Origin of the sequence: Bacillus sp. FJAT-27445 (genome assembly GCF_001510665.1) — a bacterium.
Taxonomy (GTDB): domain Bacteria; phylum Bacillota; class Bacilli; order Bacillales; family Cytobacillaceae; genus Bacillus_D.
This window is the reverse complement of the sequence record NZ_LMTI01000002.1, coordinates 313246-337218: the sequence shown is the minus strand read 5'-3', so window position 1 is coordinate 337218 and position 23973 is coordinate 313246. Positions and strand designations below refer to the sequence as shown.

The 23973-nt window shown below is 45.3% G+C and carries 25 protein-coding genes; 24 read left to right on the top strand and 1 reads right to left on the bottom strand.

Annotated elements, in window-relative coordinates:
• The first annotated feature begins 98 nt into the window (after positions 1-98).
• The 4 genes from dnaJ (at position 99) to mtaB (ending at position 4422) form a co-directional block, all read left to right on the top strand.
• On the top strand, positions 99-1226 hold the full coding sequence (gene dnaJ, locus AR337_RS06380) for a molecular chaperone DnaJ (protein WP_059171186.1): 1128 nt from the start codon (positions 99-101) through the stop codon (positions 1224-1226).
• Between the two features lie 16 nt (positions 1227-1242).
• Positions 1243-2184: a 50S ribosomal protein L11 methyltransferase gene (gene prmA / locus AR337_RS06375; protein WP_059171185.1), complete on the top strand. Its 942-nt coding sequence runs from the start codon at positions 1243-1245 to the stop codon at positions 2182-2184.
• 126 nt (positions 2185-2310) lie between these two features.
• The gene (locus tag AR337_RS06370) at positions 2311-3057 is read left to right on the top strand and encodes a 16S rRNA (uracil(1498)-N(3))-methyltransferase (RefSeq protein WP_059171184.1); all 747 of its coding nucleotides are present in this window, start codon (positions 2311-2313) and stop codon (positions 3055-3057) included.
• 6 nt (positions 3058-3063) lie between these two features.
• Complete coding sequence (gene mtaB, locus AR337_RS06365) at positions 3064-4422, top strand: tRNA (N(6)-L-threonylcarbamoyladenosine(37)-C(2))-methylthiotransferase MtaB (protein WP_059171183.1); 1359 nt, start codon at positions 3064-3066, stop codon at positions 4420-4422.
• A 44-nt stretch (positions 4423-4466) separates the two neighbouring features.
• Here mtaB and AR337_RS06360 read toward each other — a convergent pair whose 3' ends face one another.
• Positions 4467-5387, bottom strand: a complete 921-nt coding sequence (locus tag AR337_RS06360) for a Na/Pi symporter (protein WP_082686879.1) — start codon at positions 5385-5387, stop codon at positions 4467-4469.
• A 235-nt stretch (positions 5388-5622) separates the two neighbouring features.
• Between AR337_RS06360 and rpsU the strand changes: the two genes are divergently transcribed.
• The 20 genes from rpsU to rpoD all read left to right on the top strand — a co-directional run bounded on the left by rpsU (position 5623) and on the right by rpoD (position 23756).
• Positions 5623-5796 carry a 30S ribosomal protein S21 gene (gene rpsU, locus AR337_RS06355; RefSeq protein WP_015595024.1) on the top strand — a complete coding sequence of 58 codons (174 nt, stop codon included), beginning with the start codon at positions 5623-5625 and terminating at the stop codon, positions 5794-5796.
• Between the two features lie 14 nt (positions 5797-5810).
• A complete protein-coding gene (locus AR337_RS06350; protein WP_059171182.1) occupies positions 5811-6254 on the top strand; it encodes a GatB/YqeY domain-containing protein in 444 nt (147 codons plus the stop codon).
• A gap of 121 nt (positions 6255-6375) precedes the next feature.
• Complete coding sequence (locus AR337_RS06345; protein ID WP_059171181.1) at positions 6376-7011, top strand: nodulation protein NfeD; 636 nt, start codon at positions 6376-6378, stop codon at positions 7009-7011.
• Positions 7012-7022: 11 nt separating this feature from the next.
• Complete coding sequence (floA, locus tag AR337_RS06340) at positions 7023-8012, top strand: flotillin-like protein FloA (protein ID WP_059171180.1); 990 nt, start codon at positions 7023-7025, stop codon at positions 8010-8012.
• A gap of 39 nt (positions 8013-8051) precedes the next feature.
• Positions 8052-8507 (top strand): hypothetical protein, encoded by a 456-nt coding sequence (locus AR337_RS06335; protein WP_059171179.1) that lies wholly within the window; start codon positions 8052-8054, stop codon positions 8505-8507.
• A gap of 100 nt (positions 8508-8607) precedes the next feature.
• Positions 8608-8910, top strand: coding sequence for a sporulation protein YqfC (gene yqfC, locus AR337_RS06330; RefSeq protein WP_059171178.1), 303 nt, complete (start codon positions 8608-8610; stop codon positions 8908-8910).
• Entirely contained in the window at positions 8907-10097 is a 1191-nt protein-coding gene (gene yqfD / locus AR337_RS06325; protein ID WP_059171177.1) for a sporulation protein YqfD, read from the top strand. The genes yqfC and yqfD overlap by 4 nt, the downstream gene beginning before the upstream one ends.
• Positions 10098-11057 (top strand): PhoH family protein, encoded by a 960-nt coding sequence (locus AR337_RS06320; protein ID WP_059171176.1) that lies wholly within the window; start codon positions 10098-10100, stop codon positions 11055-11057.
• Positions 11058-11314: 257 nt separating this feature from the next.
• Positions 11315-13498, top strand: a complete 2184-nt coding sequence (locus AR337_RS06315; protein WP_059171175.1) for an HD family phosphohydrolase — start codon at positions 11315-11317, stop codon at positions 13496-13498.
• Positions 13495-13965 (top strand): rRNA maturation RNase YbeY, encoded by a 471-nt coding sequence (ybeY, locus tag AR337_RS06310; protein ID WP_059171174.1) that lies wholly within the window; start codon positions 13495-13497, stop codon positions 13963-13965. The genes AR337_RS06315 and ybeY overlap by 4 nt, the downstream gene beginning before the upstream one ends.
• The gene (locus AR337_RS06305; RefSeq protein ID WP_059171173.1) at positions 13943-14341 is read left to right on the top strand and encodes a diacylglycerol kinase family protein; all 399 of its coding nucleotides are present in this window, start codon (positions 13943-13945) and stop codon (positions 14339-14341) included. Before ybeY ends, AR337_RS06305 begins: the two co-directional genes overlap by 23 nt.
• A 481-nt stretch (positions 14342-14822) precedes the next feature.
• Positions 14823-15746 carry a GTPase Era gene (gene era, locus AR337_RS06300; RefSeq protein ID WP_059171172.1) on the top strand — a complete coding sequence of 308 codons (924 nt, stop codon included), beginning with the start codon at positions 14823-14825 and terminating at the stop codon, positions 15744-15746.
• A gap of 145 nt (positions 15747-15891) precedes the next feature.
• A complete protein-coding gene (locus AR337_RS22630) occupies positions 15892-16035 on the top strand; it encodes a YqzL family protein (RefSeq protein ID WP_082686878.1) in 144 nt (47 codons plus the stop codon).
• A gap of 30 nt (positions 16036-16065) precedes the next feature.
• Positions 16066-16818: a DNA repair protein RecO gene (gene recO, locus AR337_RS06295; RefSeq protein WP_059171171.1), complete on the top strand. Its 753-nt coding sequence runs from the start codon at positions 16066-16068 to the stop codon at positions 16816-16818.
• Positions 16819-17125: 307 nt separating this feature from the next.
• The gene (locus tag AR337_RS06290; RefSeq protein WP_059171170.1) at positions 17126-18508 is read left to right on the top strand and encodes a glycine--tRNA ligase; all 1383 of its coding nucleotides are present in this window, start codon (positions 17126-17128) and stop codon (positions 18506-18508) included.
• Between the two features lie 32 nt (positions 18509-18540).
• The gene (locus AR337_RS06285) at positions 18541-19179 is read left to right on the top strand and encodes a helix-turn-helix transcriptional regulator (protein WP_059171169.1); all 639 of its coding nucleotides are present in this window, start codon (positions 18541-18543) and stop codon (positions 19177-19179) included.
• A 27-nt stretch (positions 19180-19206) separates the two neighbouring features.
• Positions 19207-20010 carry a pyruvate, water dikinase regulatory protein gene (locus tag AR337_RS06280; protein WP_059171168.1) on the top strand — a complete coding sequence of 268 codons (804 nt, stop codon included), beginning with the start codon at positions 19207-19209 and terminating at the stop codon, positions 20008-20010.
• A 276-nt stretch (positions 20011-20286) separates the two neighbouring features.
• Positions 20287-20778: a DUF188 domain-containing protein gene (locus tag AR337_RS06275; protein ID WP_082686877.1), complete on the top strand. Its 492-nt coding sequence runs from the start codon at positions 20287-20289 to the stop codon at positions 20776-20778.
• Positions 20779-20792: 14 nt separating this feature from the next.
• Positions 20793-22595 (top strand): DNA primase, encoded by a 1803-nt coding sequence (dnaG, locus tag AR337_RS06270; RefSeq protein WP_059171167.1) that lies wholly within the window; start codon positions 20793-20795, stop codon positions 22593-22595.
• Positions 22596-22637: 42 nt separating this feature from the next.
• Complete coding sequence (gene rpoD / locus AR337_RS06265; protein ID WP_059171166.1) at positions 22638-23756, top strand: RNA polymerase sigma factor RpoD; 1119 nt, start codon at positions 22638-22640, stop codon at positions 23754-23756.
• Positions 23757-23973: the final 217 nt, after the last annotated feature.

Genomic DNA, 23973 nt, shown 5'->3' with positions numbered 1-23973 from the left:
CTGTGGATTGCCACGGGCAAGTCCACCCATCTTTATATTGTTTAACATCCATACGAGTGCTACAATTATTTTTATGTGAGAATTTCGGGAGTGGTTAGATGAGCAAAAGGGATTATTATGAAGCCTTGGGTGTCGGCAAGGGTGCCTCGAAGGATGAAATCAAGAAGGCATACCGGAAGCTTTCAAAACAACTTCATCCTGATATAAACAAGGAACCCGATGCGGACGAGAAGTTCAAGGAAGTAAAAGAGGCATATGAAACGCTGAGCGATGACCAAAAGCGTGCCCACTACGACCAGTTCGGACATACGGATCCGAATCAAGGCTTCGGGGGCGGTGCTGATTTTGGCGGAGGATTTGGCGGGTTTGAAGATATATTCAATTCTTTCTTTGGTGGAGGAGCGGCAAGAAGGAGAGATCCGAACGCGCCGAGGCAGGGCGCTGACCTCCAGTATACAATGGCGGTTTCATTCGAGGAAGCGGCGTTCGGCAAGGAGGCCGACATCGAAATTCCTCGTGAAGAAACATGCAATACTTGCCACGGATCTGGGGCTAAGCCGGGAACACATCCGGAAACCTGTCGCCATTGCCATGGAACGGGACAGCTGAATGTTGAACAAAATACGCCTTTTGGCCGGATCGTCAACCGGAGAGTTTGTAACTACTGTAATGGCACCGGTAAAGAAATCAAGCAAAAATGCTCAACCTGCAGCGGTGAAGGAAAGGTTAGGAAACGCCGGAAAATCCATGTGAAAATTCCAGCCGGAATTGATGATGGACAGCAGCTTAGGATGGCTGGCCAGGGTGAAGCGGGCGTTAATGGAGGGCCTCCTGGCGACCTGTATGTTGTTTTCCACGTTAGGCCTCATGAATTCTTCGAGCGGGACGGGGACGATGTTTATTGTGAAATGCCTTTAACATTTGTCCAGGCTTCGCTCGGCGATGAAATTGAAGTACCGACATTGCATGGAAAGGTCAAACTGAAAATTCCTGCAGGAACACAAACTGGAACAAAGTTCAGGTTGCGCGGAAAAGGAATTCCAAATGTCAGGGGCTATGGTACAGGGGACCAGCACGTGATAGTCCGGATCATCACCCCGACTAAACTGTCGGACAAACAAAAGCAGATACTCCGTGAATTTGCCGAAATCAGTGGCGGTGTGCCGCTGGGTGAGCATGAAGAGAGCTTTTTTTCAAAAGTAAAACGCGCCTTTAAAGGCGATTGAGAGTGGGGCATTCAAGATGAAATGGTCTGAAATCAGCATCCATACGGCGAATGAAGCAGTTGAACCAATTTCCCATATCCTCCATGAGGCGGGAGCCAGCGGTGTGGTCATCGAGGATCCTTTTGAGCTTATTAAAGAACGGGAAGACCAATTTGGAGAAATTTATCAACTTGACCCAAACGATTACCCCGAGGAAGGGGTTATTGTAAAGGCGTACCTTTCAGTAAACAGCTTCTTAGGTGAAACCGTTGATGCCATTAAGGAATCAATCAATAACTTGATTATCCATGATATTGATATCGGTCTAAACAGGGTTACCATCTCTGAAGTAAATGAAGAAGAATGGGCTACTGCCTGGAAGAAGTATTATAATCCTGTGAAAATTTCAGAACGGTTTACAATTGTCCCTACATGGGAGGAATATAGCCCTGTAACTAGCGATGAATTGATAATCGAACTCGATCCAGGCATGGCATTTGGTACAGGTACCCATCCTACGACCGTAATGTGTATACAGGCTCTTGAGAGGACGGTCAAACAGGGGGATGAAGTCATTGATGTAGGGACGGGTTCCGGGGTCTTGAGCATTGCGGCCGCGCTGCTCGGCGCTTCTTCCACAAGGGCTTATGACCTGGATGAAGTAGCTGTCAAGTCAGCAAAGTTGAATATTAAGCTGAATAAAGTCCAGGATAATGTGTCGGTTGCCCAAAACAATCTGCTTGATGGTATTGAGGATTCCTCTGCTGACGTCATTGTGGCCAATATTCTTGCCGAAGTGTTTTTACGATTTACAGAAGACGTAGCCCGTGTATTAAAGGCGGGAGGCACTTTCATTGCATCCGGAATCATCCAGGCCAAAAAGGATTTGGTAAAGGATGCGCTCCTCAATGTTGGTTTCACGATTTCGGAAACAATCGTGATGGAGGACTGGGTAGCGATTATTGCAGAAAAGAAGTAAAGTTTAGGAGAGTTGGCGTCCGCTTTTCATGCGGATGCCCTTTTTAGGTTTGAGAAGGAATTAACTAAGTGACTTTATTAGGAACTTTTAGTAAAATAGAAATATTGCTTACAGAGGGGGCTTCGTATGCAGCGCTATTTTGTTGAAAAAATGGAACAGGATCGTTTTACCCTGGAAGGGGATGATCGATTCCACATCGTAAAGGTTATGCGGATGGTTGAAGGAGACGAAATCATCTGTGTTACTCAGGATGGGAGGAGCGCTGTATGCAAAATTGCAGAAATTACCTCTGATACCGTCGTTGCTGACGTTGTAAAATGGAATGATGGGAATACAGAGCTTCCCGTTCGTGTAACGATAGCAAGCGGGCTTCCAAAGGGAGACAAACTGGAGTGGGTCATTCAAAAGGGCACCGAAATGGGAGCGCACCGGTTTATTCCGTTTGCAGCCGTCCGTTCGGTAGTTAAGCTGGATGAGAAAAAGTCCGGCAAAAAGGTGGACCGATGGCAGAAAATTGCCAAGGAAGCAGCCGAACAATCGCACCGGAGTGTAGTACCTCAGGTATCATCGCCCGTTGATTTTCGCTCCTTGCTCGCAGACGGCCAGAACTACGATGTTCGGCTCGTCGCATATGAAGAGGAAAGCAGGTCCGGAGAAACATCTGTTTTCTCTGAAGCACTGATGAATATAAAAGCAGGCCAATCCCTGCTGATGGTTTTTGGCCCTGAGGGAGGGCTTACCGATGGGGAAGCCACGCTCTTAAAGGAACATGGTTTTCAGCTGTGCGGGCTGGGCCCGCGGATTTTAAGGACAGAAACCGCCCCGCTCTATGCGCTGGCGGCAATATCCTACCATTTAGAATTAATGAGGTGAGTTTACATGCCTACAGTCGCGTTTCATACTCTTGGATGCAAGGTGAACCACTATGAGACTGAAGCAATTTGGCAATTGTTCAAACAGGAAGGCTACGAGAGAGTGGAATTTGAGTCGTCCTCAGACGTATATATAATTAATACCTGTACAGTAACGAACACCGGTGATAAGAAAAGCCGTCAGGTCATTAGAAGGGCAATCCGCAAGAATCCGGATGCAGTCATTTGCGTGACTGGCTGTTATGCGCAGACATCCCCTGCCGAAATCATGGCTATACCCGGGGTTGATATTGTCGTAGGAACGCAGGACCGGGTTAAAATGCTTGACTATATTGCTCAATACAAAGAAGAACGCCAGCCAATCAATGGCGTCCGCAACATTATGAAGAACCGTGTGTATGAGGAGCTTGATGTTCCGGCCTTTACTGACAGGACACGTGCATCCTTGAAAATTCAGGAAGGATGCAATAATTTCTGCACGTTCTGCATCATTCCGTGGGCCCGCGGCCTTATGAGATCCCGTAATCCAGAGGAAGTCATCCGCCAGGCCCAGCAGCTTGTCGATGCTGGCTATAAGGAGATTGTCCTTACCGGCATCCATACCGGCGGGTACGGTGAAGATTTGAAGGATTATAATCTGGCAGCCCTTCTTCGTGACCTTGAAGCCGAAGTAAAAGGGCTAAAACGCCTCAGGATTTCTTCGATTGAAGCCAGCCAAATCACCGATGAAGTCATTCAAGTAATTAATGATTCGAATCTTGTCGTACGCCATCTTCATATTCCGCTCCAGTCCGGGTCAGATACCGTTTTAAAGAGAATGCGCCGCAAGTATACAATGGAGTTTTTCGGCGAACGGCTTGACCGTCTGAAGGAAGCTTTGCCAGGCCTTGCTGTAACTTCGGATGTAATTGTCGGCTTCCCTGGCGAAACGGAAGAAGAGTTTATGGAAACCTATCATTTCATCAAAAAACATCAATTCTCGGAACTCCATGTATTCCCTTATTCCAAGCGGACGGGTACACCTGCCGCAAGGATGGAAGACCAGGTTGATGAAGAAGTTAAAAATGAGCGCGTTCACCGGCTAATCGCCCTTTCAGACCAATTGGCCAAGGAATACGCCTCACACTTTGAAGGGGAAGTCCTTGAAGTGATTCCGGAAGAGGAATTCAAGGAAGGGGACAAAAAAGGCCTTTATGTCGGCTACACCGATAACTACCTGAAGGTTGTTTTCCAAGCCACTGAGGACATGATCGGTAAAATCGTGAAAGTTAAAATTTCCAAAGCGGGATATCCGTATAACGAAGGCCAATTCGTCCGCGTAATGGAGGCCGAGGAAGCAGGAATGGAAACAAAAGCAATCGTATAATGTAAAAGCAGAAGCCGTATAATGGCCTCTGCTTTCTTTGTATTTTACCTTCCGTGAAGATACATGATCATTCTGCCGAACCTTTCGGCAAAAGGAAGCGCCAATATTGATGTTGATACATTGAAAATGACACTGATGTGGGCCAGCTGGACATCTGGCGATTTTGCAATCTCAGGGCCCAAATCCGCGAGGGTTGGGATAAGAGGGATAAAAAGCAGGACTCCAATAACATTTAGCCATACATGGGCAAAAGCAGCCAATCTCGCCTCCAGGCCCCCGCCTATCGCTGCGATGAGCGCGGTGATGCATGTCCCGATATTAGCGCCGAGCATGACGGCGATGCCCGCTTCAAGCCCGAGAATCCCCGAGGTAAGGAAGCCCATTGCGATTCCCGTCATCGCCGTACTGGATTGAATAATAGCAGTCATGAAAGCCCCCGCGGCTATCCCAATCAAAATATGCTCGTTCAAAGACAACAAAAGCCTATGGACGGCATCAACAGAAGTAAGGGGCATTGACAATGCTTCAAATCCTTTCATTGCGGTGAAGACCGAAGCAATGCCAAGTAGGACCATACCAGCACTTCTTAGCACAACCTTTCTTGCAAACATTAATAGTCCTCCTGCCGCGGCTATTGGCACAAGGATTCCGCCAAGATCAAAAGTAATCAGTTCCGTTTTAAAAGTCGTCCCGATATTTGTTCCCAAAATAATCCCGATAGATTGCGGAAAGGTCAAAACCCTGGCGGAAATCAATCCTATGGCAAGCACCATTACCGTTGAACTACTTTGAAGGATGGCTGTAACCAGCGTACCTGTGGCCATTCCTTTTAATGGGTTGCTTGTTAATTTTTGAAGCAGCACTTTTAACCGATTTCCGGATATATTGAACATCCCAATCCGAATAATAGCCATTCCTAATATGAACAGCCCAATGCATAAGCAAAATAAAATGATATACTTCACGGCATCCACTCCCTCTACCAGTCTATGGCCTGTCCAGGGAGACCATGAATGAATTTTTTGGCAGTAAAGCCTATCAGTACTGAGGATTCTAGATTATTATAAAAAAGTGGACATTTAACTGTATCCTTCATGTAAATTCAGTTGACCTCATTAAAAGGTTGTATTATAATGGCAAAGTACATGGTTTTCCATGTGTTTGATGTGAGTGTGTTGTGTTCGGAGGGAGGGAAAGAGAATGTCTAAAACCGTCGTTCGTAAAAACGAATCGCTTGAAGATGCTCTTCGACGCTTTAAACGTACTGTATCTAAGTCAGGTACTATCCAAGAAGCAAGAAAGCGCGAATTCTACGAAAAACCAAGTGTCAAGCGTAAGAAGAAGTCTGAAGCAGCCAGAAAACGTAAGTTTTAAGAGAGGGTGGACCTATGAGTCTTCTCGAGCGTTTAAATAATGACATGAAACAAGCGATGAAAACAAAAGACAAAGACAAGCTTACGGTCATCCGAATGGTTAAAGCCTCCATGCAGAATGAAGCCATTAAGCATGGAAGGGAATTATCGGAAGATGAAGAGCTGACTGTCCTTTCTCGCGAAATGAAACAACGGAAAGACTCCCTTCATGAATTTGATAAAGCAGGTCGTCCTGACCTGGTTGAAAAATTGCGCCAGGAACTGTCGATTGTTGAAATTTACATGCCTCAGCAGCTTTCCGAAGAAGAACTGGAGAGGATTGTCAAAGAAACAATCGCAGAAACAGGTGCAAATTCCAAAGCTGATATGGGGAAAGTGATGGCTGCTATCATGCCTAAAGTTAAAGGCAAGGCAGACGGATCGCTTGTGAATAAACTTGTGCAACAACACCTTTCATAATTCAACTGACATCAATGGCCGCAGGCGTAAGCCTGCGGTTTTAATTTTATCGGGACGAAACTTTTAATATAGATAAACGTACATAATAGAGCAGGGGAGTATGGAAGGGGGGGATAAAAGTATGGCTGAATTTATAACAGACCCTATTGTTGTAACAATATTATTGTCTATCGCAGGCATGGCCTTCGTCCTTGAACTGTTTTCACCGCGGATTGGCCTTCCAGGTCTAGTAGGGCTTTCTGCATTGCTATTGTTTTTTTATGGCCACTTTATGGCGGGTCTCGCCGGGTTTGGGACGCTCGCTCTTTTTGTTGTCGGCATTGTCCTAATCTTTATGGAATTTTTCTTGCCGGGAGCGGTAGCCGGCACACTCGGGATTGCGGCCCTTGTGGGAAGCCTATTCCTGGCGGGAGGGAACACGTTTCAGATGGGGGTTTCACTGCTTATTTCGATTTTATTTTCGATTGTCTTATTCATTTTATTAATAAAGGTTTTCCATAAAAAAATGACTTTGTTCAATTCGATGGTCCTGTTCGATAGCGCCCGCAAAGAAGATGGCTATGTTTCCAACGAGAATAGAACGGACTTGATGGGCAAGGAAGGAATTGCACAAACCGTACTACGCCCGTCGGGCACTGCCATTATCAATAATGAGCGTGTGGATGTTGTAACAGAGGGCTCATTCATCTCGCAAAATGCGAGGGTGAAGGTGATTGAAGTTGAAGGGCCAAGAGTTGTCGTAAGAGAGATTAAATAGGAGGCTGGACCATGTTAACAAACGAGGCTGTTTTTATGATTGCTATTGTAGCAGTCGCTATTATTGTATTTGGGATATTGCTTTCTTTTGTCCCAGTCATGCTTTGGATTTCCGCTTTGGCTGCGGGCGTCAGGGTGAGCATTTTTACACTTGTAGGAATGAGGCTCCGCCGTGTTACGCCACACAGGGTAATTAACCCTCTGATTAAGGCGCACAAGGCAGGATTGAATGTAACAACAAACCAACTGGAAAGCCACTATTTGGCCGGGGGGAATGTTGACAGGGTCGTGAATGCCTTGATTGCCGCCCACAGGGCGAATATAGAGCTTTCTTTTGAACGCAGCGCTGCAATTGACCTTGCTGGCCGTGACGTGCTTGAAGCCGTCCAAATGAGCGTTAACCCAAAGGTTATTGAAACTCCTTTTATTGCCGGGGTTGCCATGAACGGGATCGAGGTTAAGGCAAAGGCCAGAATTACCGTACGCGCGAACATCGACCGCCTCGTCGGTGGTGCTGGAGAGGAAACTGTTGTTGCCCGTGTTGGTGAAGGGGTCGTTTCGACGATTGGTTCTTCTGAAAACCACAGCAAAGTTCTGGAAAATCCAGATTTGATTTCCCAAACGGTCCTTGCAAAGGGGCTTGATGCGGGAACAGCATTTGAAATCCTATCCATTGATATCGCGGATGTAGATATCGGCAAAAATATCGGTGCGGAGCTTCAGACCGAACAGGCTGAAGCCGACAAGAAAATTGCCCAAGCAAAAGCTGAAGAGCGTCGGGCAATGGCTGTTGCGAATGAACAGGAAATGAGAGCAAGGGTTGAAGAAATGAGAGCGATGGTTGTCCAGGCAGAGGCAGAAGTGCCGCTTGCGATGGCGGAAGCTTTGAAATCTGGAAATATTGGCGTGATGGATTACCTTAATTTTAAAAATATTTCCGCGGACACTGATATGAGAGGCTCAATCGGAAAAATGGGCAAGGATAAAAAGGACGGACAATAACCAGCCCAGAACTGCTGAAGGCAGGGAAGGAGGCTCACATTGGAAAGAATTTTTGAAAATCCGATTCTTCTATTTATATTAATCGCTTTTGTCACTTCAATGTTTTCAAAATCAAAACGAAGTGCTGAAAACAAGCGTCCAAGGAGGCTTCCTGAGATTACGAGGGAGCTGAAGGAAATGGTTCAGGATGCAACTAATCCCGAACCACGGGGTTCAGGCAGGCGCCCAGTCCAGCATCATCAGGAGACCCATGGCCAGGCTCCGGCACGTGCCAAACAATCTGCGGCTGCCCAGGAAGAAGTCCTGGTACCCATTTCCACCACGGTTCCGGCTAAGAAACAGGATTCCGCCCGTCAAATTCGTGGCAAGGTTACAGCTGTTCAGGAAGAATCTCTGACTATAGAATCGCTAAAGGAAAAAAATCTTGCGGATGCGATAGTTTGGGCGGAAATACTTGGCCCGCCAAGATCGAAAAAGCCTTATTATAAAAGATAAAAAATCACATATCCCGGCATTTGAGGCTTGGGTTGAAAAACAGGTGCTAGAACCTTCTTTCATTTCATAAATATATGATGTGAAAGGAGGTTCTTTTTTTATGGCAAAAAAATGGGGCCAGCGCCTCCGAAACTGGATAGCAGTAAAAATGGATCTTCCTCAGGACGTTTTGATGGACTTGCCGCGGATTACGATGATCGGACAAATCCACATTTACGTTGAAAACCATAGGGGGCTGCTTGCCTTCACGGACAGGGAATTAAGGCTGCTGCTAAAGAAAGGGCAGCTTCTGATAAAAGGGAAAGCATTTGTTATTAAAACTATCTTGCCAGAAGAAATTTTGCTTGAAGGGAAAATTGACCAGGTTATTTATATCCAGGAAGAGGCCGGGGGGGCAAAATGAAGAATCGGTGGGTTGAATTTATTACGGGTAAAGTGACAGTTAGGATAACAGGCAAGGGATTAGAACGATTTATAAATGTACTCTCTAAGAATGGTGTGCAAATATGGGAAGCCAGGAGAATTTCCCCTGAATCCGCTCTGTTCACCATGAGGCTAAGCGATGCGCTGGAAATACGTAAGTATGCAAGGGACAGTGAGTGCAAGGTGTTTTTCCTTAAGAGAAAGGGAGCCCCTTTCCTTTTAAGGAGGCTCCTCCGCAACAGCGGATTTTTAATTGGGGCGATTCTATTTTTCTTTGTGGTCATGTTGTTATCGAATATAGTTTGGGGTATAGAAATAAAAGGAGCAAAACCTGCAACAGAATATGAGATTCGCCAGGAATTGGACAAGTTGGGTGTGAAGAGAGGAAAGCCGATGTTTTTCCTCGAAAGTGTTGAAATAATCCAAAAGGAATTAACGAACAGGGTTGATGCAATTACCTGGGTCGGGGTTGAGTTAAAGGGGACTACCTTCCATTTTCGGGTGGTGGAAAAGAACCAGCCCCTATCACCAGAATATGTCGGGCCAAGGCACCTAATTGCCAAAAAGGAAGCTGTCATTGCCAACTATTTTATCGAAAAGGGCCGAAAGCTCTTCGAGGTAAATGACCGTGTAGTACCTGGACAGCTTCTCGTATCAGGCCTTATCGGCAAGGAAGGTGCTATGGAACCGGTGGCCGCGAAGGGCGTAGTATGGGGGGAAACATTGTATAAAGGAAAAATTGAACTTCCCCTATCCGCAACATTCCAGGTGTTCAATGGCAAGGAACAGCAAAAGCATTATTTGCGAATCGGTCGTATGGAGCTGCCAATCTGGGGATTTGGAAAAGTTAGCATGGTAAGTTACGAAACTGAAACGGCTGCTGCGGGGTTGAAAATATTTAAATGGGAGATTCCTATTGCATACGTTAACAAGACGATGAGGGAACGGGAAGAAGTTACAAGGATCTATACAAAAAGTGAAGCAATAAAAAGGGCTTCTGAATTGGCAAGGGCGGATATAAAAAAACACATTGATGAAGATGCTATAATCAAAGGTGAAAAAATTTTGCACAGCTCGATTACGAATGGTAAAGTTAAGCTGTCAATTCTTTATACAGTTGTAGAAAATATCGCGATAGGACAACCCATTATCCAAGGAGACTCATGAATGACAGAAAATTCAAGAATGATCCAACTTCAGCTTGAAAATCCAAATGAGGCTGTAACCCTTTTTGGAAATTCGGATTCAAATCTTAAACTTTTGGAACAGGAACTGCAGGTTTCGGTTATATCACGTGGCGAAACCGTCCACGTTGCCGGACCTGCTGAAAATGCGGAACTTGCCGCTTCAGTCCTAGACAAGCTTGTTCGTGTCATCAGGAGGGGCATTGCCATCGGCCCAAGGGATATGCTGTATGCCATTGAGCTTGCTAGAAAAGGGACCCTTAATTATTTTGAGAATTTATTCGATGAGGAAATCGCAAAAAATGCGCGAGGTAAATCAATCAGGGTAAAAACAATCGGGCAGGGATATTACATTAATGCCATGAAAAAGAATGATATGGTTTTTGGGATTGGACCCGCCGGGACGGGGAAAACGTATCTAGCCGTTGTCATGGCGGTAGCAGCCTTGAAAAATGGAATTGTTAACAAGATCATTTTAACAAGGCCGGCTGTTGAAGCAGGCGAGAGCCTCGGCTTCCTGCCGGGAGACCTGAAGGAAAAGGTCGACCCCTACCTTAGGCCGCTATACGATGCACTTCACGACGTCCTTGGCATGGAGCATACGGTGAGGCTTATGGAGCGAGGAACGATTGAGATAGCGCCACTGGCCTATATGCGAGGGCGGACATTGGATGAAGCATTTGTCATCCTTGATGAAGCGCAGAACACAACCCATGCCCAGATGAAGATGTTCCTGACACGTTTGGGATTTGGTTCAAAAATGGTTATAACCGGTGATAAAACTCAGGTTGACCTCCCTAAGGGCGTAAAATCCGGTCTGTTCTCAGCCGAGGAGATACTGGACGGGGTAAGAGGCATATCCATTATCCGGCTTGAACAAAGTGATGTTGTCAGGCACCCTCTTGTCGGTAGGATTATTGAAGCATACGGCAAAGCTGAGTAAAAAGCTGCTCCCATGGGGCAGTTTTTTCTTTTGGTCCGTTCCCGGAACTATCCCCAAAACCGGTGTGTTTCGGCTCAATTCACTTACATTCAAGACAATCAGAATGTATAGACACTCCCCTGTTCAATGGGGCCTTTACGAAATATAAGTGAAACTTCCAGTAAAAACTGTTATGATTTTGAAAAGGGAAAGATGTCCATAATTTCGAAATAAGGTAAATGAAGAGGGGCATCCAGCTTGGGGAAGGGGAAACCATAATGGATTTGCTTAGGCGCCAGTTTCAGAAGGTAAAGCGGTTGCTTGATAATGCTTTTTTCCGTGTTCTCTTTTTTGCCCTGATTGGTGCAATCATGTTCGTGTCCATGTACGGCAATGTTAAGCCGGATAAGTTAAAGATGGGTCTTTTAGATATAGCTGAGAAAACGGTGGTTTCTCCGATTACTGTCGAGGATAAAGAAAGTACAGAGGAAAAGCGCAAACAGGAGCTTGAGAGGGTACAGGGAGTTTATACGCTGAAGAGCGAATATACCCAGAACCAGGTTGACCTTATCGCCTCGATTTTCGACACAGCGATAAAAGTGAACCAGGAAATACAAAATGAAATGAAAAAAAATGCAGGAGAAGGGGAAACCCCTGAACCTCAGTCTGCGCTGCCTAAGGAAATCACGCTTCAGGATAAGGTGAAAAAACTGAAAGGCAGGCTGACTCAGTCTGTAACAGATGATTTGCCGGAGGAAGTGTTCACAGCTCTCGTTTCCGCCAATAAAGGACAGCTTGCAATAGCGAAGGACTTAACGGTAACAGCGGTAAATAACGTAATGAGTAAGCCTATTCCCGCGGATGCAGTTGAAAATGCAAAGAAAAAGGTCGAAGAGGAATTAAAGTTCTCAACACTTGGCAACAGCTTGAAACGGGCTGCGATTTTTTTAGGAAGGTTCGCTGTAATCCAGAACGAGTTTTATGATCCGCAGGCAACGGAAGAATTGCGCAGGCGTACTGCGGAGAGTGTGGAGCCTATCAAAATCCTTGAAGGGCAGGTCATTGTCGAGGAAGGCGAGCTGATAAGCCATGAAATTTACAGGCAACTTAAGTTAACCGGCCTCCTTGAGAGCCAGGATTCGAAAAAACCTTTGTTTGGATTGTTGCTCCTAATTGTAATTATTTTATCGTCAATCTATTATTATTTTCTGGAGCGCAAGGACTCACCAGATAAAAAGCAGGCACACCTCCTTCTGTTTGGGATGATATTTACTTTATCGATCATCCTCATGAAAATTGTCAGCCAATTCCAGCAATTTGGCTATGAGGGGATTAGCTATCTTTTCCCTGCTGCCATGGCTGGCATGATTATTAAAACCCTGATTGATGAAAGGCTGGCCTGGCTTACGGCTGCGGTCCAGGGTATTTGCGGAAGCATCATTTTCAATGAAGAGACGACGGGAGCCCTGAATATGTCAGCGGGCATTTATATTCTGTGCGGCGGTATTGCGGCAACCCTTCTCCTCAAGGACCATAATGCAAGGTCAAAAATACTGCCGGCAGGCGTGTTCATTTCATTGGTGAATTTTATGGTAATCCTGTCGCTGCTTTTCCTCCGGAATACTCAATATACCGGAATGGAGTACGGGCTGATTTTTATTTTCGCCGCGGTTTCCGGGATTGCCTCCGCGGTACTGGCAATCGGTCTGCTTCCGTTTCTTGAGGCTAGCTTCGGGATATTATCAACATTGAGGCTGATTGAGCTCTCGAATCCCAATCACCCTTTACTTAAAAAAATTCTGACGGAAGCTCCTGGGACGTACCACCATAGCGTTATGGTCGCGAATATGTCAGAAGCTGCCTGTGAATCGATAGGAGCCAATGGGCTTCTTGCGAGGGTGGGGTGTTATTACCACGATGTCGGCAAGACGAAAAGGCCTTTGTTTTTCATCGAGAACCAGGTTAACAGGGAAAATCCTCATGACCGGCTAGCACCCGGGAAAAGTGCGCAAATTATTATTGCGCATGCAACGGATGGCGCCGCCTTGCTGAAAAAGCACCACATGCCTAAGGAAATTATAGATATTGCTGAGCAGCACCATGGAACATCAATAATAAAGTACTTTTACCATAAAGCGAAACAGACAGGAACGGTCAATGAATCGGATTTCCGCTATCCTGGCCCGAGAGCCCAGACAAAGGAGACTGCCATTATCGGAATAGCGGACAGCGTTGAGGCCGCAGTCCGCTCAATGGCACAGCCAACTCCTGAACAAATTGAATTACTGGTCCACTCCATTATTTCAGACAAGCTTCAGGATGGGCAGTTTAATGAATGTGACTTGACGCTGAGGGAAATTGAAGTCGTAGAACATACATTGTGCGAAACGCTTAAGGGAATTTTCCATTCTCGGATCGAATATCCCACAGAAATGACAAAACAAAAGGTGATGGATGTATGAAAATGATAGTAGATTTTTTGGATGAAACGGGCTTGGTAATGGAAGATGATATTACCAGCCTTGAAAGCCTGCTGAATTATGCGGCTGAACAAATGAAAGTCGAGGGGGGGAGCGAAGTGTCTGTTACCTTTGTCGGCAATGAACGAATACAGGAAATCAATCATGAATACAGGCAGAAGGATGTTCCTACCGATGTGCTATCCTTTCCGATGGAGGAGCCAGGAGAGGGTGAAATCGAAATTTCCGGCGGTGACCTTCCAAGAGTATTGGGCGATATCATTATTTCCATCCCTAAAACGAAGGAGCAAGCAGAGGAATACGGGCATTCGTTTATGAGAGAGCTTGGCTTTTTGGCCATTCACGGGTTTCTTCATCTCCTTGGCTATGACCATGAAACAGAAGCGGATGAAAAGGAAATGTTTTCGCTTCAGAAGGACATTCTCGATGGATATGGGCTCACCAGGTAAAAGGGGGTCCATTCCAAGCCGGCTGTTGAAATCATTCGGACATGCATTGGCGGGGATAGTCTCTGCCGTACAAACGGAACGGAATATGCAAATCCATCTGATTTCGGGAGCTGCCGCAATTGGCCTTTCTGCCTATTTTTCGATTTCGAAAATGGAATGGCTGTTCATTCTTTTCGCCATTGGGGGAATGCTCTCTCTTGAACTAATGAATACCGCAGTAGAGAGGACGGTCGATCTCGTAACCAAGGACTTTCACCCAGTTGCAAAACAAGCAAAGGATATTTCGGCAGGAGCGGTTTTCGTCTTTGCCTGTGTTTCAGCCATTTTAGGATTGGTAATTTTTTTGCCCAGAATAATTGCCCTGTTCGGGTCATGAAAAGGCAGGGAGCTCCCCGCCTTTTTTTTTCGCTTAAGTAACTATAAAATAGAACATTGTGAATAACTCGAAATAAGTTGTTTTAATCCAGCTCCAGCGCCTAGCCCCTCGAGGTCTTAAGCCGGTTCCCTCCGGAGGGCAGGCCCGTCCTGCGGGCCCCGTCTTAATCTGGTCGGGGCTGACCAAGGCGCTTGCGCATTTTGTTCGATAAAAAAACCGGACCGATTTGAAATTCACAGTACATATTGCTACAATGTCCAAACAAGGATTTCCTAAAGTAAAGTAATTTTAAGAAAATTCTAACTTTTGTTTTACGATTTGGTTTCAAGGGGTGAAACAGACGTCATTTTCATGTAAGATGGAAGAAGAACCACTTAAATGCAGAAAACTGATAATGTTTTAATGATTTGCAATGAGGTAATAAAAGAAACTAAAGCAGAAGGAATTAACCTTCTAGGCTACTACCGGAGGATTCGCAGCAATGGCAAATGATTTAAACGGAGAGAAAGGCCATAAATCGGGATTCATTTCGATTATCGGTCGCCCAAATGTAGGGAAATCAACTTTTTTAAATAGGGTAATCGGACAAAAAATCGCAATTATGAGCGATAAGCCGCAAACAACTCGAAACAAGGTGCAGGGGGTATTGACCCTCGAAGATGCACAGCTTATTTTTATAGACACGCCGGGCATCCACAAGCCCAAACATAAACTTGGCGATTTTATGATGAAGGTAGCCCAGAATACGCTAAAGGGTGTCGACCTTGTCCTGTTCATGGTCAGCGCGGAAGAGGGCTTTGGAAAAGGCGAGGAATTCATTATTGAAAAACTGCAGGCTGTCAAGACGCCTGTATTCCTGATTATCAATAAAATTGATAAAGTCCATCCCGATAAATTGCTTGGAATTATAAGTGATTACAAAGATAAGTATCCGTTTGAGGCGATTGTACCAATTTCCGCCCTAGAGGGGAATAATGTGGAGCGGCTTTTGGACCAAATAAAGGGACATATGCCTGAAGGGCCGCAGTTTTATCCGGCCGATCAAGTTACGGACCATCCAGAACGCTTCATTGTCACCGAATTAATCAGGGAAAAGGCGCTCCACTTGACGAGGGAAGAAGTTCCTCATTCGCTTGCGGTAATCATTGAAAAAATGGAGCGGGATGAAAACAAGGATATGGTCCGCGTCATGGCCGCAATCATTGTCGAGCGGGATTCCCAAAAAGGGATAATCATCGGCAAACAAGGCGGAATGCTAAAGGAAATCGGCAAGCGCGCGAGGATGGACATTGAACAGCTTCTTGGCTCAAAGGTTTATTTGGAGCTTTGGGTGAAGGTTCAAAAGGATTGGCGCAACAAAATGTCCAGTCTCCGTGAATTCGGCTTCCGCGAGGACGAGTATTAAAAATGCTTTTCTGCATATTGCCTGTTCTATTCATGGGCACGATTAACAATATTTTCGTATTATTATTTTCGAACGGCAGGCTAAGATAAATGTAACCAGGATATTAGATTCGAGCTAGTCTATTTAGGAAAGGATGGGGTTTTCAATGTTGGATTTTACCTGGAAGGTATTCAGTCAGACAGGTAATATTGACACATATCTTCTCTTTAAGGAAATGGAGAAGGACCGAACAGAAATTCCCGGCAATCTCGACGAAGAACTAGCGCAAGCAGATTTTCCTGTTTCATAAGTTTGTCTAAAAACCTGGATGGTGACTGGGATGTTCCAAAAATGTGAAGGCATCATCATAAGAGCAACCGATTATGGTGAAACGAATAAGGTTATCACCTTATTTACCAGGGAATGGGGCAAAATTGGTGTGATGGCGAGGGGAGCCAAAAAGCCAAACAGCAGGCTTTCAGCAGCGACCCAACTTTTGACATATGGATATTTCCTTGTCCAGAAAGGAAGCGGCATGGGGAGCCTCCAGCAAGGGGAAATCATCTCTTCAATGAGGTCAATCCGCGAAGATATCTTCCTTACCGCGTATGCGAGCTATATTGCTGAACTTACCGATAAAGCAGCCGAGGACAGGAAGCCCAATCCGTTTCTATTTGAACTGCTTTACCAAACGATGAACTATTTAAACGAAGGGCATGATCCCGAAGTCCTAATGTTTATTTATGAGTTGAAGATGCTGAATGTTATGGGACTCTATCCGGTCCTCGATCAATGCGCCGTTTGTGGCAGCACAGATGGCCATTTTTCGTTTTCCATAAGGGAAGGCGGGCTGATATGCCACCGCTGCATCCAAAAGGATCCATACCATTTTAAGCTTTCGCAGGCGGGAGCCAGGCTTCTTAGGCTGTTTTACTATTTTGACCTCGGTAGGCTGGGGAATATATCTGTAAAAAAAGAGACTAAGGAAGAACTGAAGCGGATTATTTCAGCCTACTATGAGGAATATTCAGGCTTGAGCCTTAAGTCAAGAAGGTTTTTGGATTCAATGGATAGCCTCAGGGGGATGGTATAACTGGGTTGACATCAGCTCCCTTTTTCGCTACTATCTTTATAAAGCTTTCATAATAATTCTATAAGTTGCAGAGAAGGAAAAGAGTACTTGGCTGCTCCTGTAAAAGCGAATCCGGGATGGTGGAAGCCGGAGGACAGGAAGCTTGGGAATGGCGTTCCGGAGCAACATTCTTTCAAAGAGGCTGTTTTATTACAGCAATTAGGGTGGAACCGCGGGTAAACTCTCGTCCCTATGCTTACTGGCATAGAGGCGGGGGTTTTTTATTTCGCGCCTGAATACATATACTATCACAAAGGAGAAATGTAATATGAGCGTTTCAATGGACCAAATTGTCTCCCATGCAAAACACCGGGGCTTTGTTTTTCCGGGTTCTGAAATATATGGAGGGCTCGCGAATACATGGGATTATGGCCCGCTGGGAGTGGAACTGAAAAACAATATAAAAAAGGCCTGGTGGAAAAAGTTTGTCCAGGAATCCCCCTATAATGTCGGCCTTGATTCGGCCATTTTAATGAATCCGAGGACATGGGAGGCATCCGGCCACATCGGCAACTTCAATGACCCAATGATTGACTGCAAAAAGTGCAAATCAAGGCACCGTGCGGATAAAATAATCGAGAATGCATTAGATGAAAAAGGTATTGAACTTGTCGTCGATGGCCTTCCTTTTGAAAAAATGGAAGAGCTGATTAAGGAATACGATATTGCGTGTCCTGATTGCGGCAGTAAGGAATTCACCGGCATTAGGCAATTCAATCTAATGTTTAAAACGTTCCAAGGGGTTACCGAGTCAAGCGCGAATGAAATTTTCTTGCGCCCTGAGACAGCACAGGGAATATTCGTCAATTTTAAAAATGTCCAGAGGACGATGAGGAAGAAACTCCCTTTTGGGATTGCGCAGGTCGGCAAAAGCTTTAGGAATGAAATCACGCCTGGGAACTTTACCTTTAGGACAAGAGAATTCGAGCAAATGGAACTGGAATTTTTCTGCAAGCCGGGCACCGAGTTGGAATGGTTCACCTACTGGAAGGAGTTTGCGGAGAAGTGGCTGCTTTCGCTGGGTATGAAAAAGGAACGCCTAAGGCTTCGCGACCACTCTGATGATGAACTGTCCCATTACAGCAATGCGACGACTGACTTTGAATATAAGTTTCCTTTCGGTTGGGGGGAATTGTGGGGCGTTGCATCCCGTACCGACTATGACCTGAAGCAGCATATGAACTATTCCGGAGAGGATTTCCATTACCTTGACCCAGAAACAAATGAAAAATATATTCCGTATTGCATTGAACCATCGCTTGGCGCCGACCGGGTGACACTCGCTTATTTAATTGATGCATATGAGGAAGAACAATTGGAGGATGGAACGTCACGGACTGTTATGCATCTGCATCCAGCACTCGCTCCATTCAAGGCAGCTGTTTTGCCATTATCCAAAAAGCTATCTGACCCTGCCCGAGAGATTTTTGAATCACTCTCCAAGGAATTCATGGTCGACTTTGATGAAGCCGGTTCGATTGGGAAGCGGTACCGCCGCCACGATGAAATCGGTACTCCATTCTGTGTGACGGTCGATTTCGATACGGCGGAAGACAGGAAAGTAACGGTCAGGGACCGAGACACAATGGAACAAACCCGCGTTCCGATTGAGGAGCTTGCCGGATTTCTGCAGAGTAAAATTCAATTTTAAAAATGAATTGTATGTAGCACAGTGGATAGGCGGTGAGGGACATAGAACTGAATAAGCGACAGGATCTAATTTTGCAAATTGTAAAAGAGAACGGGCCAATAACGGGTGAAAATATTGCCGAAAAACTGAATTTGACAAGAGCAACGCTAAGGCCCGATCTGGCAATTTTAACAATGGCAGGCTTCCTGGATGCGAGGCCGCGGGTCGGATACTTTTATACCGGCAAATCTGGCGATCAGCTTTTATCAGAAAAGCTTCAAAAAATACTGGTTAGCGAGTACCAATCCAGGCCTGTTGTTGTGAATGAGAATGTTTCCGTGTACGATGCGATTGTGACAATGTTCCTTGAAGATGTGGGGACTCTGTTTGTGGTAGACGAAAACTCTATCCTGGCCGGAGTCCTTTCACGGAAGGATATGCTTCGGGCAAGCTTGGGAAATCAGGAGCTTTCTTCTCTTCCAGTCAATATCATCATGACAAGAATGCCTAATATTACTATGTGCCAGAAGGAAGATTTGCTTACCGATGTCGCAAAAAAATTAATCGACAGGCAAATTGATTCGATTCCTGTAATTAAGGAAACTGAAGCAGGCTTTGAGGTCATAGGCAGAATTACGAAAACAAGCATTACGAGGGCTTTTGTCTCCCTTGGGAACGCAGAACAAGCTTAGTTAGGAATAGGGGGAATAACTACAACCATGGAAAAACCAATAATCTATGTAGTTTCGGATTCAGTTGGGGAGACTGCGGAGCTGGTGACGAAAGCGGCAATTACCCAATTTAACGGAAACAATATCAAGATAAAACGGTTTCCATATGTCGAGGATATTGAACATATCGATGAGGTCATTGCACTGGCCGCGCATGACAAAGGGATGATTGCCTTTACATTGGTAAAACCGCAAATCCGTGCATATATGAAAGAAAAAGCAAATGAAACCGGGATTTTTGCGGTCGATTTGATTGGTCCGCTGATGGATCAAATCCAACAGCTATCCGGTGTAACCCCTCTTTTCGAGCCCGGGCTGGTCAGGAAACTGGACGAGGATTATTTTAAAAAGGTTGAGGCAATCGAATTTGCTGTTAAATATGACGATGGACGGGATCCGAGAGGGCTTATGAAGGCGGACATCATTCTGATTGGGGTTTCTAGAACTTCCAAAACTCCGCTTTCACAATATTTGGCACACAAACGCCTGAAGGTTGCGAATGTTCCACTCGTTCCCGAGGTTGATCCCCCTGAAGAGCTTTATAGTGTTCCGGCCGAAAAATGCTTCGGGCTTAAAATCAGTCCGGAAAAATTGAATAATATTCGCAGGGAACGCCTGATTTCTCTCGGCCTGAATGATAGTGCCAGCTATGCCAATATTGCCAGAATCAAGGAAGAACTTGACTTTTTTGACAAGGTGATTGATAAAATTGGATGCCCTGTAATCGATGTAACCAATAAAGCTGTTGAGGAAACAGCGAACGTCATTTTAAGCAAGGTACAAAAAGGGTAAAGAATAACACATGGCCGACCAGGGCATGTGTTTTCCTTTTCTTAATAATTAGATCAGAGTGAAAAAATAAGAGAAATGAATGGTAAAAACGCTTAAAGTGTACTATAATAAAAAATTGTGATAAAAAAGCGAAAATTACAGGTTTAGACTTGCTTTATAAGGAATAAACTATTTATTGTCAGAAGTCAAGGCGACGGATAGAAAAAAATTCGACACAATCTCCGATAATCTTTGCCGAAAAAGAAGGAATATACGGGGGGATGTAGAATTAGTACTATGGAAAAAAAATGCCCAACAGTGTATGTGGATGCGGATTCGTGCCCTGTAAAAGAGGAAATTGCACAATTGGCGTCCGATTTTTCTGTTCCGGCCATATTTGTAGCTTCCTATGCCCATGCAACATCCAATCCGCTCTATTTACAGTGGGAATGGAGATATGTCGATTCGGACCGGGAAGCGGCTGACCTTTTCATTATGAACCATGCTAAAAAAGGTGACATAGTAATTACGCAGGATATTGGCCTCGCTTCCACTCTCCTGCTGAAAGGGGTTTATGTCCTATCGCCCAGGGGAATTTTATTTGAGGAAAAAGACATCCAGACGGCCCTTGACATTCGGTATATAAAATCAAAAGCACGGGCCAGAGGCATTTACGGAAAGGGCCCTTCCCCGTTTTCGGACGAGGAACGGAAACGGTTCGTAAATGCACTGTCCGCAATCCTGTTAGAAATGCCCGGCCCCGGATTGCCCGGCGGCCAAGAACGTTAACTGGAGTTGTTTTCATGGCTGAGCGTATACCCGAAGAAAAGGTCAATCAGATTAGGCAATCTGTTGATATAGTGGATTTTATCGGTGAATATGTACAGCTGAAGAAACAGGGCCGGAATTACTTTGGCCTTTGTCCGTTTCACGGAGAAAATTCACCATCCTTTTCAGTTTCTCCCGATAAGCAGATTTATTATTGTTTTGGCTGCGGGGCGGGCGGAAATGTTTTTTCTTTTTTAATGGATCTTGAAGGCATGCCTTTTGGCGAAGCTGCCGCAAAACTGGCTGATAGAGCCGGAATCCCCCTGGAAATCCCGCGCGTTTCGGGGCAGGCGGAGAATGCCAGGCAAGCCGAATTGCAGCCCTACTACGAAGCCCATGATTTATTAAAGAAATTCTACCACCATTTGCTTGTAAATACAAAAGACGGACAGGAAGCCTTGGAGTATTTGTTTGCAAGAGGATTTACAAGGGAATCGATTGATACGTTTCAAATAGGCTATGCCTTGGATTCATGGGATTTTGTTACTGGGTTTCTTCAAAAAAGAGGCTTTAAACCGGAGGAAATGGAAAAAGCGGGACTCATCATTAAAAGGGAACGCGATGGCACCTATTTTGACCGTTTCCGCAACAGGATCATGTTCCCTTTATTTGACCAAAACGGAAGAACGATTGCGTTCTCGGGAAGAGCTCTGGGAGGGGAAGATGTTAAATACCTGAACAGCCCGGAAACGCCAATATTTAATAAAAGTAAAACCCTTTATAACTTCCATTTGGCAAAACCATCCATTCGAAGGCAACACCACGCTGTCCTGTTCGAGGGGTTTGCCGATGCAATCGCCGCATACCGCGCTGGGATTGAAACTGGAATCGCGACAATGGGCACCTCGCTCACTCAGGAGCATATTTCCCTAATCCGCAGAAACACGCAGTTTGTAACCATCTGCTATGATTCGGACAATGCTGGTATCGAGGCTGCTTTCCGGGCTGGCGGACTGCTAGTCGAAGCGGGAATCGATATCCGAGTGGCTATGATGCCTGATGCCCTTGATCCTGACGATTATATAAGGAAATTTGGTGCCGAAAAATTTAAAAATGACATAATAGGCTCCAGCCTAACATGGATGTCATATAAATTTCATTATTATCGCCGAGGAAAAAATCTTCAGAATGAAGGAGATAGGCTATCTTATATCGAAAAGATAGTAAGCGAAATAAGCATCCTTGAGAAGGCAGTTGAAAAGGATCATTATCTAAGGCAGCTGGCCGAAGAATTTTCCTTATCTCTTGAAGCACTGAAGCAGCAGATGGCGGCCAGTGCCCCGAAAAAGGGCAAGCTGCAAGGTGAGATTCCGAAAAAGAGGGAGCTCCCTATCCCGGTGAATGCGGCCGGCCTGAGGCCCGCCCACTACAATGCAGAGCGCAAAATGATTGCCCACATGCTCCGCGACAGGGAAAATGCTTATAAAATACAAGAAATGCTTAATGGCAATATGCTCAACCATGATGACCACCAGGCAATCATCACATATCTTTTCGGCTACTATGAGGAGAAGGAACAATTCGATTTGGGAGAGTTCCTGAATTATATTAAGGATGAAAAGCTTAGGAGGATGGTTGCTGATATAGAAATGATGACGCTCAATCATGAATTAGGCAATCAGGAGTTAAATGATTACATCCATCAGGTGTTGAAATATCAAAAGATGTTAAAAATAAAAGAAAAACGTGTTCAGCAAAAAGAAGCAGACGCCCAGAAAGATTACAAAAAAGCAATAGAACTGGGTAAGGAAATACTTGAATTGCAAAAATTATTGTAATGCTGCATAGCAATATGCCTGAATTTTGAAGGAGGGGGACCTATGGCTGAAAAATCAGCACGGTCAAACGAGGTCGAGAATGAATTGACCATTGAACAAGTGAAAGACCAATTAACAGCACTGGGTAAAAAAGTTGGCCACCTTGCCTATGACGATATAGCTGAAAGAATGGCAAATTTTGATCTGGATTCCGATCAAATGGACGAATTCTACGAATTCCTAGGCGACCAGGGAATTGACCTGGTTGGAGACAATGAAGAGGCAGGCACAAAGACCGCAAAAGAAGAGGACGTGGAATTCGACCTAAATGACTTGAGTGTCCCTCCTGGTGTTAAAATCAATGACCCTGTCCGTATGTATTTAAAGGAAATCGGACGAGTAGACCTCCTTTCCGCAGAAGAGGAAATTGAGCTTGCGAACCGGATTGAGGCAGGGGACGATGAAGCAAAACGCCGCCTTGCGGAAGCAAACCTCCGCCTGGTCGTCAGTATTGCAAAGCGCTATGTCGGCAGGGGAATGCTGTTCCTCGATCTTATCCAGGAAGGAAACATGGGCCTGATTAAAGCGGTCGAAAAATTTGATTACCGTAAAGGCTTTAAATTCAGTACGTATGCAACCTGGTGGATCCGCCAGGCAATCACGCGTGCCATTGCTGATCAGGCGAGGACCATACGCATCCCTGTCCATATGGTCGAGACCATCAACAAGCTGATCAGGGTCCAGAGGCAGCTCCTTCAAGATCTTGGGCGTGAACCAACTCCAGAAGAGATTGCTGAGGACATGGACCTGACTCCAGACAAAGTAAGGGAAATCCTTAAAATTGCCCAGGAGCCGGTATCGCTTGAAACACCTATCGGTGAAGAAGACGATTCCCATCTCGGCGACTTCATTGAGGACCAGGACGCGACTTCGCCTTCGGAGCATGCTGCCTTTGAATTGTTGAAGGAGCAGCTTGAGGACGTTCTTGATACGCTGACCGACCGCGAAGAGAATGTACTTCGCTTGCGGTTCGGGCTTGATGATGGCCGTACTAGGACGCTTGAAGAAGTCGGAAAGGTCTTCGGCGTTACACGGGAACGAATCAGGCAAATCGAGGCCAAGGCCCTTAGGAAGCTAAGGCATCCAAGCCGGAGCAAACGCCTGAAGGACTTCCTCGAATAAAAATAATTGAATTCGACATGATAGCTTGCCTTTTCAAGGCAGGCTATTTTTTTCTATTGTACTTAAGGAGCCCTCAATTTAACTGCCTTAATTTATTTTACTTAAACTGGAATTCGAATGCAAATGCTGTTGAAAAAAGGTTCTTTACCATAAGTGCTGGTTTAATGATTAAAATGCCTAACTCAAATGTTGATTGGAGCGGAGGGCACCGACTCCG